General features: G+C 42.6%; 10 protein-coding genes. 5 read left to right on the top strand and 5 right to left on the bottom strand.

Annotation, left to right across the window (positions count from 1 at the left end):
• Positions 1–15 precede the first annotated feature (15 nt).
• Both BWD42_RS22775 and BWD42_RS22770 read right to left on the bottom strand, forming a co-directional pair.
• The gene (locus BWD42_RS22775; RefSeq protein ID WP_077438718.1) at positions 16–2619 is read right to left on the bottom strand and encodes a zinc-dependent metalloprotease; all 2604 of its coding nucleotides are present in this window, start codon (positions 2617–2619) and stop codon (positions 16–18) included.
• 310 nt (positions 2620–2929) lie between these two features.
• Entirely contained in the window at positions 2930–4369 is a 1440-nt protein-coding gene (locus BWD42_RS22770; RefSeq protein ID WP_077438717.1) for a sensor histidine kinase, read from the bottom strand.
• 36 nt (positions 4370–4405) lie between these two features.
• On the opposite strand from BWD42_RS22770, the gene BWD42_RS22765 reads away from it, so the two are divergent.
• From BWD42_RS22765 to BWD42_RS22755, 3 genes are all read left to right on the top strand, one after another.
• Complete coding sequence (locus tag BWD42_RS22765; RefSeq protein WP_077438716.1) at positions 4406–7627, top strand: AsmA-like C-terminal region-containing protein; 3222 nt, start codon at positions 4406–4408, stop codon at positions 7625–7627.
• 231 nt (positions 7628–7858) lie between these two features.
• Positions 7859–9106, top strand: coding sequence for a hypothetical protein (locus tag BWD42_RS22760; RefSeq protein ID WP_139351262.1), 1248 nt, complete (start codon positions 7859–7861; stop codon positions 9104–9106).
• Between the two features lie 98 nt (positions 9107–9204).
• Positions 9205–9738 (top strand): hypothetical protein, encoded by a 534-nt coding sequence (locus BWD42_RS22755; RefSeq protein ID WP_077438714.1) that lies wholly within the window; start codon positions 9205–9207, stop codon positions 9736–9738.
• Between the two features lie 20 nt (positions 9739–9758).
• Here the strand turns inward: BWD42_RS22755 and BWD42_RS22750 are convergent, their stop codons facing one another.
• Both BWD42_RS22750 and BWD42_RS22745 read right to left on the bottom strand, forming a co-directional pair.
• On the bottom strand, positions 9759–10175 hold the full coding sequence (locus BWD42_RS22750; RefSeq protein WP_077438713.1) for an NUDIX hydrolase: 417 nt from the start codon (positions 10173–10175) through the stop codon (positions 9759–9761).
• Between the two features lie 259 nt (positions 10176–10434).
• Positions 10435–11601, bottom strand: a complete 1167-nt coding sequence (locus tag BWD42_RS22745; RefSeq protein WP_077438712.1) for an aspartate aminotransferase family protein — start codon at positions 11599–11601, stop codon at positions 10435–10437.
• A 221-nt stretch (positions 11602–11822) separates the two neighbouring features.
• On the opposite strand from BWD42_RS22745, the gene BWD42_RS22740 reads away from it, so the two are divergent.
• Positions 11823–13262 (top strand): PLP-dependent aminotransferase family protein, encoded by a 1440-nt coding sequence (locus BWD42_RS22740; protein ID WP_077438711.1) that lies wholly within the window; start codon positions 11823–11825, stop codon positions 13260–13262.
• A gap of 305 nt (positions 13263–13567) precedes the next feature.
• A complete protein-coding gene (locus BWD42_RS22735) occupies positions 13568–14566 on the top strand; it encodes a beta-ketoacyl-ACP synthase III (protein WP_077438710.1) in 999 nt (332 codons plus the stop codon).
• 774 nt (positions 14567–15340) lie between these two features.
• Here BWD42_RS22735 and BWD42_RS22725 read toward each other — a convergent pair.
• Positions 15341–17617, bottom strand: coding sequence for a multicopper oxidase family protein (locus BWD42_RS22725; RefSeq protein WP_077438784.1), 2277 nt, complete (start codon positions 17615–17617; stop codon positions 15341–15343).
• Position 17618 lies beyond the last annotated feature (1 nt).

Genomic DNA, 17618 nt, shown 5'->3' with positions numbered 1-17618 from the left:
ATAGATGTTAATATATTAGTTCAATGCCAAAGTATTTGCGATCCGCAATACGAGATCCATATAATGGGCCTTTGTCGTCGCGTCTCCTGTCCGTTGTTTTTGTTTCAGCAACTGATAGATCTCATACAGTTCGGCCCTTTTATAGGTCAGCATATCCGATGTACGAATCATTCCGGTGACATGTACATTACGTAAACCTGTTTGAGCAGAAGCTGCATGATGTTGATGCAAGCACAGATTAGGCTGAGTTCCTTCGATCAATTGTTCGACCCCAGCTAATTTCTTGGCATTTAATTTCTCCATGGACTTATTCGTAGAGACCATTAGTACATCCACGTAATTCTGCTGCAACATGCGTGTTTTAAGATCCAATGCCTGTCCACTGAGCGTTTTTGCGAAGATCTCTTTGCGTACCGATGCTAAAAATGCTGGTGCACTCCATGCCTTCTTGTCGCCAAAGAGGTTTTCCATTTCGACCATGCGCAATAGGCGTTCATCGTTGACCAATTTATAGAGCATGGCATATTGAAACTCACGCTGCAGATTATAAGGTGCATATTCAAACGGTCCCATAGGTGAATCTCTTAAAGGGAAAGTTTTCGCCATCAACTCCGGAACAAATAGCCACTCCGGCATGTAGAACACATGTTTCTTTAAATATTCCAGTGCAGCTACCTGCTTCTCTTTGGGTACTGGACTATATGCATTTTTTTGGTCGCCCAAAACAGCATTTTCAAGATAAATACCACCAATATTATTGAGCACATGATCAGCGTAAGCATACCATTGACCAACGACCCCCATATATAATTTACCGGCCCGATAATAGTCATCCCCCGTATTTGTGGTCCAGTTGATGATATTCGGCATCATGCGACGCAAATTTTTCATCCCATATTCACCAGCTTTCATGGCATCGTCACCTAGATCTTCGGACTGTGCCCTTGGGTCAACAATATTTTTTGAATCCTGTTGTTCGCCGTAATGATATATCGGGTCATGCACATGGGCATCAATTTCTTTGCGCAACAACGGTATTTCATCCCAAGGCTGTGTTTTGCCATACCAACGGTAAGCCCATCCAATAGCATATTTGTCATAGGCTCCGATCACGGGTGTAATCTGTTCAACAGCATCTTCAGGCTGCGCCACATAGTTGAAGCGCGCATAATCCATAATCGATGGTGCCGTACCGCCCATTTTTGCGGTAAAACTTTTGCTACGGAGTGAATCTACCGGAAAACTTGCCGATGAGCCCATATTGTGCATCAGCCCTAAGGTATGTCCAATCTCATGCGAAGAAACAAAACGAATGGCATGGGCCATTTTTTCATCCGAGAATACATTTGAACGCACAGAAGTATCTACGATACCTGTTTGTATCCGCATCCAGCTATTTAGGATCGTCATTACGTTATGCCACCAGATCACATCCGCCTCCAAAATTTCACCTGAACGTGGATCCACTACCGATGGTCCCATCGCATTGGCCTGCGCTGATGCAGCGTATACAATAGAAGATACATTGGCATCATCCGGATCAAATTTGACACTATCCGGTTGCTGTTTTGCCAAAATCGCATTCTTAAAACCAGCCGCCTCAAAGGCTTCCTGCCAGTCGTGAACACCATCGATAATGGCTTGGCGCCATTGCTTTGGCGTGGCCGGATCCAGATAAAAAACAATAGGTTTTTTCGGCTCTACCAGTTCACCTTTCAGGTAACGTGCTTTGTCCTCATCTTTCGGCTCAAGACGCCAGCGGTTCACCAGATTTTTTTTATCCAGTTCCTGTTGTTTATCGTTAAAATACCAGCGTGGCGAAGTAAAGAAGCCAATACGGGGATCCGCAAAACGTGCCACCATCGGCGTTTCAGGTAATTCATAAAGGTTACTTGTAACCTCCAGTGAAACCGGCACCGATTCATTTCCCTCCGTCACTTTTGTCGACAACACCGATTTCACAACAATATTATTGGGATACGATTTTATTTCTTCGATCGTGGATATGCTGGTTTTAGGCGAAGTACCTAAACCCAAAGCGGTGAAAACATCCGTAAAGCTCTTTTCCGATCCGTCAAACACTTTATTGACTTTGATCACCACGGCACTGGAGTCTTTTGAATAACTCTCCACCTTGAACGATTCAATATAAGAAGGACGATAATTATCATAGACCGATGCAGCAATCGCATCCCCTTTAGGTACTTCTACCTGCGGTTTAATTTCCGAAACCCATACCTCTTTCTTCTCTTTGCGCAGGGTAAACCGAATGACCTTATTTTCATAGTTCATTCCCTTATTTACACCAGCTTCATTCAGTGCCAAAGGAACGGAAGACAATTTTTGGATCAGGAGAATGTCCTGTCCCATCTTTTTCAATGGAATTTCAAAGTAATAATTATTTTCCTTTCGGATCACAGCAAACATGCCGCTATCCACGCGTGCATCTTTAAACAGTTTGTCATAGGCAATCGTCGTATCTTTCTTGGCGGTAGAATCCTTCGCAGAGGTAACAGTCTCTTTTTTTCGTAAACCTACAGTTTGCAATACAGAACAAGATTGCATGAGGCCTGCCGAAAATAAGAGGCTTAGGGCTAGCTTGGTATAAGTGTTGTTCATTTAGAATAATTATTTCTGAGTGCTGTTTTTCAATAGCATCCATGCATTTGTTGCACCCGCTTTGTTTTTCAATGGCATTGAAGCGACCAGCTGCGCATGATAGGTCTCTTATCAAGCGCTATTGAGCTGAAGATCATTTCATCCGAATAAGATTAGGTTAATCTTGCAATTAAATTCCTAGATCAGGAGCCAAATTTGTTAAAAATATTGTACAGAATCACTTCAAAAGGGACGAGCACGTATTTCATACGTATGAACACGTGCTTCAAAACTATGAACACGTATCCAGCAGAACTATTCCTGTACTAATCTAACGATCCAATAGGGGTAAATTGACAAAAAAACACCCCTTTTCTGTTCCATAACCAAAGCCATCCAGTGTATAATGGGAATACATAGACGCTAGGTAATTAAGTCCATATCCCTCCCCTTCCGTTTCAGTCCCTTGCCGCGGCTGCCAATTGTTGCTTACTTGGATGATATTGACCTCCGATAGATAAACAATATGGATCTGAAGTGGATTTTCCGTTGAAATACGTGTATGCTTAATCGCGTTTTCCACCAGCATCTGCAAGGCCAGACGTGGTAGCCGCGCACCCATCACATCCATTGGAATGGAAATTTCCATATCTTTCAACGCTGTTCCAAAACGCACCTGCTGCAAAAAGAAATAAGCTTTTGCCAGTTCCAGTTCCTCCTGTACCGAAGACCAGTCCGACTCGTCCGTACGCAGCATTTTACGATAGACCTTGGTCATCTTACCGACGAATGACTTGGCCAGATCATTATCCTTGCCGATCAGATATTGGAGTGAGCCAAAGGTATTGAACAAAAAATGTGGATTGATCTGCTGCTGCAGTTGAACCAGACGCATCTGCGTATATTCATTTTCCTGTTGCAGCGCCATTAATTTGAGCTGCTGAGTCTTGCGGCGCTCCAGTACATTAAAATAGATAAGCGCTATGGCTACGAGCATCAGGCCTACGCCAAGTAATATACTATAGGTCATGACCCCCTGAACTTCCTCCTCAATTGTCAACAGCAGGGTACTTATTCGAATTTCACCTCCTACAAAAATAATGGAACAGGGATAGGAGGTAACCATCACATCCAGCTTTAGGTAATCCGATTTGACGATCTTGCCCTGAGTAATAATATCCCCGTCTTTCGGACGCCCCCATTTTCGGTTTTCAGGTGAAACGACACAGATCCCTTTATCACTATATATTTCAAAATAAGCTCTTCTTCCAAAATACCGATTGGCGAAATAGGCGTTTAATTTTTCAATATCGACATAGACATGGTATAAGCGATGTTGTATTGTACGCGTTTTGAGCAGTACCCACATCTTATTGTCGACACGGTTCAAGTGACTGGCCGGAATGAGGATAAGTAAGGAATCACGACGGATATCCGCTGATGGTACGGCATCAACCAATCTTTTCTCAGACGTGTATAGCTCCTGTTGTAACAATTCGAGTTGCTTATTCACCAGCAACATATTTTCATCGGCAAAATCTACCAATATTCTTTTATTCAGTCGATCTATTTTATAGTGGATAATACCGAGCAGCCCCCCACCTATCAATAGCAACAAAAGCAAACAGAAAATGAGGATGGTACTATTTTTCTGTTCCGCATTTTTAAATCGAAATTTCACCCCGCAAAAATACAGGAAAATTTCCGAGCTATGCAAAACTACCTGATAAGAAAGGACTTTGCCCGACCATTTGTCAATGAAACTTGACATATTTCAGCAGTAGCCCTAAAATAAATCGGTCAATCAATGGACTTTAACAATAAATTTCGGACTTTTGTGCCACAAAAAAACAGCACTGTGTCAAAAGCAACATTTCTAAAGCTTGCCAAACGAATCTCTATCGGGTTAGTAAGCTTCATAACACTATTCATTCTTTGTATATTATCCATTCCCTATATCTTCGAAAAAGAAGTAAACGACAAAGTCAAGTCGTTGGCAAACGAACATATCAATGGGGAGCTCAATTATACAAAGGTCAGATTGACCTTCTTTGATCAATTCCCACTATTGACAGCGTCAATGGATGACGTGTTGTTAAAGGGCGCTGAGCCATTCAAAAAAGACACCCTGCTTGCCGCCAAACAAGTAAGCTTTGGAATTGACCTCATGAGCCTGCTCAAATCAAAAATCATTATTGACAAGTTTATCGTTAACCAGGGGAAGATCAATATTTTGGTCGATTCCTTAGGTAATGCAAACTACAGCATCTATAAGTCCAAAGCAACGGATTCCACAAAGGCAAAAGATAATTCTGATGGCGGTGCGCTGGCCTTTCAGCTGATTAAATTTGAAAAGACCAACTTGCATTACGAAGACCAGTCTATTCCACTGTGGATTGACGCAAAAGATCTGGACTATGAGGGTAAAGGTGACCTAATGTCGAATATCTTTGATTTGAATACCAGAGCCAAGATTGCCGCGTTTTCTTTTTCTTTTGACAATGAACTCTATGTTGATAAAAAATCAATTGATGCCAATTTATTGACGCGTATCAACACCGACAACCTATCATTTATCTTTGAACGCAATGATATCAAGATTAACCAGTTACCAGTAAGATTCCGGGGATTATTGTCCTTTATATCGCACGGTTATCATCTAGACTTCAAGTTAAAATCACAGGAGAGTACCCTGAGTGAATTGCTGTCACTGGTTCCCAATAGTTACGCATCATGGATAAAAGATCTATCCGTCAAAGGCACTTCCGAAGTTTTTGTAAATTTAATCGGTGATTATATTGTTGACAATAATGAGATGCCCGATTTATCTCTGGGACTGACCATCAACAACGGATATATGGCTTATAAACAATCCAATAATCCATTGACAGACTGGAACGCAAAATTAAAGATTGATCTTCCGGCATTAAATCCCGACTCGCTCCGGATTGACCTGAAACAATTTGACTTTAAAGTCGCATCAGGTTACTTCAACGCAAAAGGACAAATCGCAGGACTGCATCCTGTGACAGTACACGCTGATATGAAAAGCGACCTCGACCTTGGTATACTCTATTCTTCCCTGCAATTTCCGGGCTTCTCCTTGGGTGGACGATGGAATCTTGACGCAAAGATCGACGGAACCTATGCCCGGGCAACACGCAAAGTCGGACTTCAAAAACGTGAGGAGGAATACATCGCTTCCATACCGACATTTGATATCAAAAACACCCTAACAGAAGGCCATTTCAAACTAGCTGATCTCCCTAAAGGTCTTGACAAGATCGCTTATCGTCTGGAAGCAAAAGATCCGGATGGCAAAATGAAAAGCGCTTCCATTTCTATTCACGATATCTCGGTTCAGGCACTCAATAACTATATTAAAGGTTATGTTTCGATAACAGATTTCAACAAAATTGCCGTACAGTCTGATCTGAAAGCCTTATTCAATTTGGCCGATATCAAAAGCTTCTATCCGGTCAAAGATATCGAACTGGCAGGGCTGATCGATGTCAACCTCAATGCAAAAGGTTATGTCGATCTCAAACGGAATATTTTTCCGGAAACCAATACCTCCATTGTGATGAAAAATGGGTTTATCAAATCCAAGGAGTACCCTATTCCAATGGAAAACATACATGTCGAAGCTTTTGTGAATAGCGAGAAGGGATCATTACGTGATTTGAGTGTAAAAATACTACCTGTATCATTCACATTTGCCGGAGAACCTTTTTTCCTGCATGCAGATCTGCGCAATTTCAATAACATCAACTATAATATTCAATCCAAAGGAAAACTCAACCTTGGTCCCATCTATAAGTTTTTCGCCCTTGACGGAACCAATGTCGATGGCTTTATCCACACAGATTTTAGCCTCAAAGGTCTGCAAAGTGATGCCACCAGCGGCCGTTATGCCAGACTCCACAATAGTGGACGCATCAACATCGGCAAGATCCAAGTACAGACCGACCTACTCCCGCAACCTATTGCAATCAAAAGTGGTGACTTTAGCTTCCATCAGGAGAAAATGAACTTTGACCGGTTCCTTGTCAACTATGGTCAAAATTCCATCTCCATAAAGGGTTACATGAACAATATCATCAACTACCTGACGAATAACAATGCCGCTTTACAGGGACAGTTCACACTCAATAGTAAAAAAATCACCGTTGATGACTTCATGGTTTTTGCAGATACTCCTTCAACAGCATCCTCTTCTTCTGAGACAGGTGTGGTCCTTTTGCCTAAAAATCTTGATGTTCAGGTGCTAGGTTTGGTCAACAATGTTTCTTACAACAACATGAACATCAGAGATTTCAAGGGAGATCTACAGATCAAAGAAGGCAAACTGGCGCTCAACAACACCACTTTTGAACTAGCGGGATTAAAAGCAGCTATGAATGGAAATTATAGACCAATAAATCCCCGCAGAGCTGCATTCGACTACGCTGTAAAAGCGGACAGCTTTGATATCCAACGTGCCTATAAGGAAATTCCGATGTTCAGAGAGATGGTGACTGCTGCCAAAAATGCGCATGGCCTTGTATCGCTGGATTATAAATTAGGAGGTTTACTGAACGGTAATATGCAGCCTGTGATGCCTTCCATTGTCGGTGAGGGTAGCCTGACCCTGAACCAAATTAAGTTCAGAGGTTTCAAATTACTGAATGGCATCAGCGAATCCACCTCAAAAGAAAAATTGAAAGACGGTGAGGTAAAAAAGGTTGTCATCAAATCGCATATCAAGAACAATGTCATGACCATTGAACGTGCCAAAATGAAGATGATGGGATTCAGGCCACGGTTTGAAGGTCAAGTTACACTGGATGGGCGGATGAATCTTGGGTTCAGACTCGGACTGCCTCCATTCGGAATCTTCGGAATCCCGATGCGCATCACCGGTACCGCTGATAATTTTCAACTCAAAATGGGAAAATACAAAGAGGAGGATCTCGACATGGACATGGACGATGAGGACAGCAAAGTGTACAAAGAAGCGCAAAAAGAAAAAACAGAAACTACAAAATAAAATATCTTAAAGATAAATACAACCCCATCGCATCGGTGCCATTTCATGAAACAATGACATCCATGCGATGGGGTTTTCGGTAGAATACAGCCGGTAAAAACAGAAAAGCACAAAGGTAATACAGATTTAATATTGGGATTACTCAACTATACGTTGAATCATTTAGTTTCGTAATCAGCTTGCAAACCATTTGCAATGTGGATTGTATATGATTACATAAACCTTACAACGATGATTCAAAAACGGACACTTGGACTGATTTTTATGCTTGCCATAGCGAGCATCGGCTGTCAGAAAAATGAACTGGCTCCACCGCCCACTGAAAATGAAACAGCGTCAAAACTCAAAGCAAGTTCAAGCACTGCAGCGGTGAGCGTCAACAGTTATGTCAATACCAGTAACTACATCAATTCAGGATTCAGTTTTCTAAACCCAGCCCAGGTAAACAAAAACCGTCAGGCCATCGGCGGGAGCGCTTACACCGAGGTATATGGATTCAATATTCCCGAAGAAAATCGGGTGCGCGGGATTCGCTGGAACAGCGATGATGAAACCACGGCAATCTGGCGTCCTCAGGGCATTGCTGGTTTTACAAAAAACGGCGTGCGTTATCTCTTAGTTAGCTGGTACGCCCGCAATAGTGCCGAACATAAAGGCTCACGAATTACGTTGATCGACATTAGTCCAAGTTCAAGTACTTACCTGACTTACCGCCATATCCTCCTTGTGCAACCTGATATCCCAAGTAGTACGACAACCCATACACAATATGGCACTTATGCCCCACTCAAAGTACATGCAGGTGGAATTGCTTACTTCAAGGGCAAAATCTACCTGAGCAGCACGAATCTGGGACTCAGAGTTTTTGACCTTGACAAAATTATTGAAGTCAGCACCGGCGACGATACGAGTGAAAAATGCGGAAAAGATAGCAATGGTAATTTATTTGCATTCAACTATCGATATATACTACCGCAGATAGGTTATCAAAAAATCAATAACGCCAGTCCCTTTTCAACCGTTCAGGTCAATGATGAAGGCACCCAATTATGGACAGGCCAATATTACGCCGGCAGCGCTGATGCCGCTATCGTACCCCAGGTTTTTGGATTTCCTATCAATACGGAAGGGCAGCTCCAAAATTCAGGCATTATTACCGTCACTCCTAAGAATAGTCTATTTACAGATAACCATGCACACGGAATCCAGGGTGTATTCCGCAAGGGAAATCGGACATGGCTGTCCTGCACAGGATCTCCGAGCAACTCTTATGGCTCCAATGCTCGCTTGGCGCGCTACACGGATGGAGCAGATGATACCGTCCGTTATAGATGGCCTTATGGTGCCGAATCCCTGTATTACGAAGCAACTTACGGTTACCTATGGAGCTTGACCGAATTCGAACCCAACGCGGGGGCACAGAATGGCAGTCAAGTCAATCGCTGTATATTTGCCGTAGATTTTTCTAAGTATGAATAGTCCCTCTTAACAGGTTGATGAGCAAAATATAAATATCGTAATTTAAGAATATAACGAGATTTATTATCTTTAATACTGTATTTAGATCAATCGAAGCTATGCGTTATTTAACAAATATACTATTTGCATTACTGGCCATCTGTAGCTGGTCAAGTTTTAATACCCCCCAAGACCAGAAAAATCCATTATATGGAAAAATATTTCGGGAGATTAATGAAATTCCTGGACTGGCCAGCTATGCCCATGCATCAGGTGCAGTAATAGACGCAAACAAAAGTGCGACTGGTGACTATCGCTTTGCGGCTGGCTATTATACCAGCGATAAAAACGGGATCTGTATTTTAAATGAACTGCTTGATGACAAGGAGAAGGGAAATGGTCAAGTGAAATATAAGATCCTGGATACAATCAATATTCGTAAACTCAAAGCCAACGAACAACTTAGCCTTTGCAACTGTAGGGTAGGCGACAAATTTGACAGTGAGATCGTTGCTATTAGTGTTGTCGAGGAAGACAAAGAATATTTCAATAAGACCCTTCAAGCTTGGCGGCTGAACACCAGGACCGGAAAAATAGACCCCATACAAAATACCAAAACCATCAATTGTGCAAACGAGGGCTATGGTATCTAAGTATAGTTATCGTCCTTAACTTAAATCAAGCCATCGGTTTTCAATTTATCAAAGACATGCAATACACCGATCACCTGAATAGGTTCGCGTAAATAATCTTCATGGGAGAAGTACTTCACTTCTCCTATTTCGTTACTTGGTTGTATCGTTTCCGTAAGTGGATACAGAAAACAGTCCTGTTCCATAATCACTTCGGGCACCATCCCATAAGCCGGAGCAGTAATATGACAGTAATAGGAAATCTTTTGGGGATCAAGGTCGATGTTCAGTTCCTCCGAAATCTCGCGACGGAGTGATTGTAATGAATCCTCCCCGGCATCTATTTTACCTCCTGGCAGGTACCAGGCTTTTTTATTATTGCTGTAGGCCAGTAATATTTTGTGATCCGCTATACTAATCAATCCGGCTGTTGGTAAACCTTTCGTAATTGTCGACATCTGTTTCCGTGTATCTATCTAATTAAAGTATCCTGTTGTGTTGAAGTACCTGTTGTGAAATTACTTTTTTAATAGCATTAATACAAGAAAAACGCTAAACTCTCCAATTCCAAAAGCGATCCAGCTCAGATACGATTTATCAATAAAACACCGCACAGGACGGCTAGATACTGTCTTCACAATACTGCTCTTCACGAATTAAAACTGATAGGTCATTTTTTTTTCGCATAGAAGACAGCAGTGCACAATTTTCCGCTAACTATCCCATGTGACAAAAATGATTTTGGAAATAGTGAGTATCCGTCCCTATCAATTTTTTAAGGCTCTTTAAAAAAGTCTGTGCATGCTCCATCGTAAAGCTTAACGGCGGCAGCAGCCTTAAAGTATAAGCACCGGCATATCCAGTAAAGATATTCTCGTCAAACAGCAGTTCCTGTCGCAGTTGTTGTATATCGTAATCAAACTCCACTCCGATCATCAACCCTTTGCCCCTCACGTCAGATACCGCCGTGATATGTCTTAATTCATTCATTAAAAAAGCACCTACCCGCGCCGCATTATCAACCAGCTTCTCATCCCGGATAACCTCCAATACCGCTATTGCAGTGGCGCAGGCCAGATGGTTACCCCCAAAGGTCGTCCCCAATTGCTCCATGAGTGGATTGATAGTCGGGGAAATAATGGTCGCCGCCATGGGGAAACCATTGGCGATACCTTTCGCTACAGTAACTAGATCCCCTTTTATTCCGGCATGCTGATGTGCGAAAAATTTCCCGGTACGGCCATACCCCGACTGGATTTCATCGAGAATAAGCAAGGTACCTGTTTTTGTACAGATCGCTCTGACTTCCTGTAGAAATTCATCTGTGGCTACCTGGATTCCGCCTACCCCCTGAATCGGTTCCACAATCACGGCACAATATACCTCCGTTTCCAGCTGTTTTCTCAAACTGGACAACTCATTGAAGGGGCTGAAAAAGTAATGATCATTATCATTTACAGCAGCACGCAGGTTCGTGTTATCAGTCGCTGATACGACACCAGAGGTTCTGCCATGAAAAGCATTAGATAAGGATAGAACCTTTTTTCTTCCTGTAAAAAACGAAGCCAGTTTTAAAGCATTTTCATTTGCCTCCGCACCTGAATTCGAAAAAAATATCGCATAGTCGGTATATCCACTCATCAGGCCCAATTGATGTGCCAGTTGATGCTGCAAATCATTGTATACTGTATTCGAATAGAAACCAATATTGTTCAACTGCTGCAAGGTGCTATCGACAACATGCGGATGCGTATGTCCCACAGCGACAACAGCGTGTCCGCCATACATATCCAAATAGGCCTTTTGCTGATTGTCATATACGAAACAGCCAGCTGCACGTTCTATCTGGATATCCAATTTTTCAAATACAGGAAATGGTTTCATCAAATGGTCGAGATTTAGTTAAGCCCAAAAATCGGATTAAATTCTACCTCACAGGTAGTCCAAGATCAATTTAAAACAAATAGTCCAGATACAATCCGTGAAAGTAAACAGCTCATCTCAAACCAAATACCCAGACAGCAGATCGAATCGAATCATTGTAGAGCGTTTCAATCCAAAAGAACAATTGTATCTTTGGGTGAATTACCCGATAAAATTGACCCATGCTCAGACCCTGGAATTTGACAATGGAGATAGACCGATCTTCCACAAAGGCGATTTATTTACAACTGGCAGATAGTATTGCTGCTGATATACAATCAGGCAGACTAGCTCCTGGCACAGCTTTACCGAGCAGCAGAGCTCTCGCCACACAGTTGAAACTAAACCGCAATACGGTTGTTGATGCTATCCAACAGCTCCTAAGTGAAGGATGGGTCGTGAGTCAACAGCGCCGTGGAATTTTTGTGGCCCAGCAACTCCCATCTTTGCTTTCCAACGCTGAAAGTGCCACCCGAAACAAATCCGTATCAACTCATCAGGCACCGTTACGCATTATCTTCGATGATGGAAATCCAGACAGCAAGATTGCTCCGATCGACCAGCTCGGACGTGCGTACCGACAGATTTTCAAACGAAGTGCCCGATGGAAGATGATGGGCTACGCTGATCCGAGGGGACATATTGATTTTAGGCAAGCCATAGCGGACATGCTCAATCAGGAACGCAATATGAATATCACGCTAGATAACCTATGCATCAGTCGTGGCAGCCAAATGGCCATGTACCTCGTTGCCCAATGTTTATTGAAAAAGGACGATTACATCTTCGTGGAGTCTCCGGGCTATCATTCTGCCTGGAAGATCTTTGAGCATACCGGAGCGAAACTTATACAGATACCTGTTGATGCGGAGGGTATCCTTGTCGAAGAAATGATCCCCTACCTAAAGGACAAAAAAAATATCAAAGCGGCGTACCTTACACCGCATCGACAATACCCGACAACAGCTACGTTAAGCCCCCACCGCAGATCAGAGCTTATCCAATTATCCAATGCATATGGATTCACGATTATCGAGGACGACTATGACTACGAATTTCATTTCGACCATACTCCATACCACCCGCTGGCCTCGGCTGCCGAATTACAACATTCGGTCTACATCGGCACATTGAGCAAAGTCGTAGCCCCTGCCCTTCGCATAGGTTATCTTGTCAGCAAAAATGAACATTTATTAAAAGCTATTGCTCAACTACGTTACCTCATCGATATACAAGGCGACAATATCATGGAACAGGCGGTTTTGGAGCTTATTCAGGACGGTACCGTGAGAAGGCATATCCGCAAAGCGACCAACTATTACCGAGGCAAGCGTGACTTTATGATCAAGCAACTGGATCTCCATTTATCAGATCATGTAAGTTACCATTGTCCTCAAGGTGGACTAGCCGTCTGGCTGGCATTCAAACATCAGGTAGACTGGACATTGCTCTTCAAAAAGCTGAAAGAAAAATCCATTCATATTCCCCATCCCGACAACTATCATAAAGACGACAGGTACGGCGGCCTGCGTCTAGGCTATGGATCTCTTTCGGAAGAACTGATCGAAGAGGGAATCAGGAACTTAGCGGAGCTATTCAAACTTGCCCGGATTTCTGGATAAGTGCGTTAATACGCTAAAAAATTACTAGACCGTTTTGACCTTTTGAAAAGATGAAAACGTCAAAAATTTCGACAAATACAACACTAGCAGCATATAATTTCGCCTCTTAAAGACCAATTAAAAGAATAGTATAGCCAAAAGGTTAAAAACAGTTAATTTTGCTCAAAAACGTAATTATTTTGTCAAAAACCTACTTTTTCACCCTTGAATTGGACAAATTAACCGTAGTTTTACGGCGCAAAATCACAAATGACTAATTTGTAAGATTTGGCTGTAGAAAAAGAGAGAAAAGAGTACATTATTTTATGACTGAAAGAATACCGAGCAGGCCGTATGCAGCAATAACTGGGGTTGGAGGATATATCCCACCAAAAAGAAGATCCAACACCGATTTAGAACAGTTTTGCGAAACTTCCGATGAATGGATTATCAAACGTACAGGAATTAAGGAGCGAAGGATATTGGATGAAAATCTTGCCACATCGGACATGGCCGTCAAAGCCATTCAGGATCTAGCAAAACAATATAACAAAGATCTGCGGGATGTAGATGCCCTTATTGTAGCAACATCTACACCAGATATGCCTATGCCAGCAACGGCTAATATTATTCTCGAAAAATTGGGGCTGACCAACGTATGGGCATTTGATGTCAATGCCGCTTGTTCAGGCTTCCTTTATGCGTTGGATATGGCTTCGTCGCTCGTGGAGACACAACGTTACAAAAATGTGCTTGTTGTAGGTGCGGATAATATCAGTACCTATGTCGATCTAAAAGATCGCTCCACCAATATTCTTTTCGGCGATGGCGCCGGTGTCATATGGTTGGAACCATCGCTTGAAGGTGGCGTTATGGACGCCTACTTGCGTAGCAATGGTGCTGGACGTGAATTTTTGAAGATCGAAGCCGGTGGTTCCCTCTACCCGATCGATAGCAACCTTCCAGTAAATGACAACCGTTTTCTCAAACAAGATGGCAAAACTGTCTTCAAACATGCTGTTCAATCGATGAGCGATGCCTGTAATACCGTTTTACAGCGCAACAACTTACAAATTGAAGATATCAACTGGTTAATTCCGCATCAAGCCAACCAGCGTATTATCGATGCCGTTGGCCGTAGTCTAAATATCCCCGAAGATAGAGCACTTAGTAACATCGAATACCTAGGCAATACCATTGCCGCAACTATTCCTTTGTGTATCTGGCAAAATATCAAAAAACTGAATACCGGAGATTTGGTTATGCTAACTGCTTTCGGAGCAGGCTTCTCTTGGGGCGCGAGCATCTTTAAGTGGATGATTTAAACCATCAAAACGCACGCTGTTTAAAAAACCGGAACAACATAAAGAAAGCGCCAGAAACTGACAATTTCTGGCGCTTTTTGTTTAGCTCTTTTGTGCCGAATAGTCAACAATGACATAAATGATCGGCTTTTGCTCGTTCTTATCTATGTAAATTTAAAATGTACATAAATTTGTTCGTGGCTCAAATCTACGACAGCCTGCTGGCGAAAATGGAGTAAAATCGGCCAACTTTTCGGCGGAACACGACTTTCTGCTGCCGATTTTGCCCCCTTCATTGGAAAATAGACCAAAAATCATAGCCTGTTGCCCATCAAAGCCGCATTTTAGTGGTAAGCAAACACTTACTGTTGGGATCCTGCTTTTTGTCAAACGCATTCAGCTTTTCATCAAATGATATAGCTGATGGGCAAAATGATATTGGTGATGAGTAAAATGATATCAGCGATGAACCAAATGATATCAGCGATGGACCAAATGAGTTCAGACCTGACAAGATTTTGATCTCGTTTGGACAAAAAGTTAATCCATTTGGATGTTCGCTGATCTCAAATGCACCAAAGCAGATCTGTTTTGAAGGAAATGTGATCAAGGTTAAGACAAACGATCTTACTGTTTGCTCAAATGAAGACAGTGTCGAGCTGAAGTTAAACTCGTTTGAACAAAAGATGAACTCATCTCGATCATCACAGATCTCGTTTACAACGACAGCATCTTCATTTGAAGTATCCCTGCTTACATTTAACACAAATCAACTCAGGAATTGGAGGGATTTGGCTAGTAATTCAACGACAATCCTACACCAAATCCCATATCGCTATCGTAATGCGTTCTGAATGCCATATTCTTCGTGATGATATAATTCAGTCCAGCCATGTATTCTAGGTCCGAGTTGACCATAAAATCAGCTCGTACTCTTCGTGAGATTGGGATATCCTCACGCATCATCTGCAATCGGACAATACCATCATGGTACACTTCAGCCTGAAAATTCACCAGCATCGGCAGTGTATACATAAAACCCAGACTCACCGCTTTACGGCTATCTTTTTTATTCGCCTGACCGAAGATGTTCTTTTCATGTTCATCATCGCCCATTCGGCGGTAACGGTAATCAAAACCTACAAAAGGCATAAACCACTGCATTTTTCCGAAAAACCGGCCCAAGTGTGTCTCCACCTCATAACCATGCATGTCGTTGTAACCCAATCGCCATTCCGATCCCAGTTGCCAGCGCGCATTCTGGAACATTGCCTGACCATCATTTCCGTTGGTCGCAAAGTCATTCTGCGCCATAAAATGCGTCATATTGCTTTCATGTTGCAACTCCTTATAAGCCTTGGCTTTGTCCGGTAAATAGGGATTTTTGTAGTCATCCACGGCAAATACACGGTTCATTCCGGCCATCATGTGGTATAAGATATGGCAGTGGAAAAACCAATCTCCTTCTTCGTTTGCCAAAAATTCGATGGTATCTGTTTCCATGGGCATGATATCGACCACATTTTTCAATGGAGCTTTGGCTCCCTTACCATTCAGCAGTCTAAAGTCAAAACCATGCAGATGGATTGGGTGGCGCATCATGGAGTTGTTGTAGATGGTAATCCGCAGTACTTCCCCTTTCTTCACCGGAATCTTATCCGTTTCTGAAAGGATTTTATTATCCATGCTCCACACATAGCGGCTCATGTTTCCCGTAAGGGTAAATTTAAGATCCCGCACAGGAGCATTCTTCGGCAATTCGGTCTCATGGGGAGATTCCAGCATCGCATAATTCAATGTGACAATATCACCCAGTGCATTCGCATTGTAACGGTTCGGATCCTCATCCGCCTTCATCTTACCATGATCCATACCACTATGTTTGCTGTGATCTTCTTTTTTCTTTCCATCTCCGGTAATTTCCGAATACATGACCACATTCATATCCATCTGATTCAGGCTCATATTCATGCCCATATCATTCAGATTACCATCCATCTTCATCATGTCATTCATCATCTTCATTCCCTCAAAATATTTGAGACGAGGGAGTGGTGAAATCAACTGCTTGATGCCATTACCGACAAAATAACTTGCCGATTGCGTCCGATCCTCCGTTGTCGCCATAAACTCGTAGGCCGTCCCTTCATTCGGGATCGTCACGACCACATCGTAGGTCTCCGATACAGCGATCATCAATCTGTCCACCTCTACAGGTACCACATCATTCCCGTCGTTTGCAACTACGGTAATTTTCCCACCCGCATAGCGCAACCAGAAATAAGACGAAGCACCGCCGTTGGAAATCCGCAAACGTATCTTATCCCCCGCTTTTAATTTCTTTCCATCTACTTCCTTTAGATCCGTAGAATGGGCACCATTCAGCAGGATCTTGTCGTAGTACACATCGCTTACATCCATGGCGAGCTGACGCTTCCATTCATTGGTAATTTTCGTTCCAAACTTGCCCGCTTTGATCGCCTCCGCGTAAGATTGGGTAGCCCCTTTCTTAATAGCTGCCCAGTCATTTCCTGTATGGAGCATCCGCTGGATATTATCTGGATTATAATTTGTCCATTCACTTATGATTAATGGAATAGTCGGTAAATCATCTATCCCTTTGCGAAAAGTCTTATCATCCGCACGCTTGTTCAAAATAAGGCTACCATACATACCGATCTGTTCCTGCAAACCCGAATGCGAATGATACCAGTGCGTTCCGTGTTGAATAATCGGGAAACGATAGATATAAGTTGAATTCGGCTTAATCGGCTCCTGCGTTAGATGCGGTACACCATCTTCTTTGTTTGGCAAAAAGATACCATGCCAGTGCAGCGATGTACTTTCTTTCAACTCGTTGTGAACCACAATTTCCGCGGTATCCCCCTCAGTAAATGTCAAGGTCGGCATAGGGATCTGCCCATTTACGGAAATGGCCCGTTTTGCTTTGCCCGCATAATTCACGATGGTGTCCCGAACATACAGTTCGTGACGTACCACCTTCTGTGCAAACACAGCAGCCTGTGTCATCAATAGTAAAACAATTATTAATATATTTCTCTTATTACTCATT

This window comes from Sphingobacterium sp. CZ-UAM (assembly GCF_002000245.1).
GTDB lineage: Bacteria > Bacteroidota > Bacteroidia > Sphingobacteriales > Sphingobacteriaceae > Sphingobacterium.
Note: the sequence above shows the minus strand (reverse complement) of the source record. Positions and strands in the feature narration are given on the sequence as shown.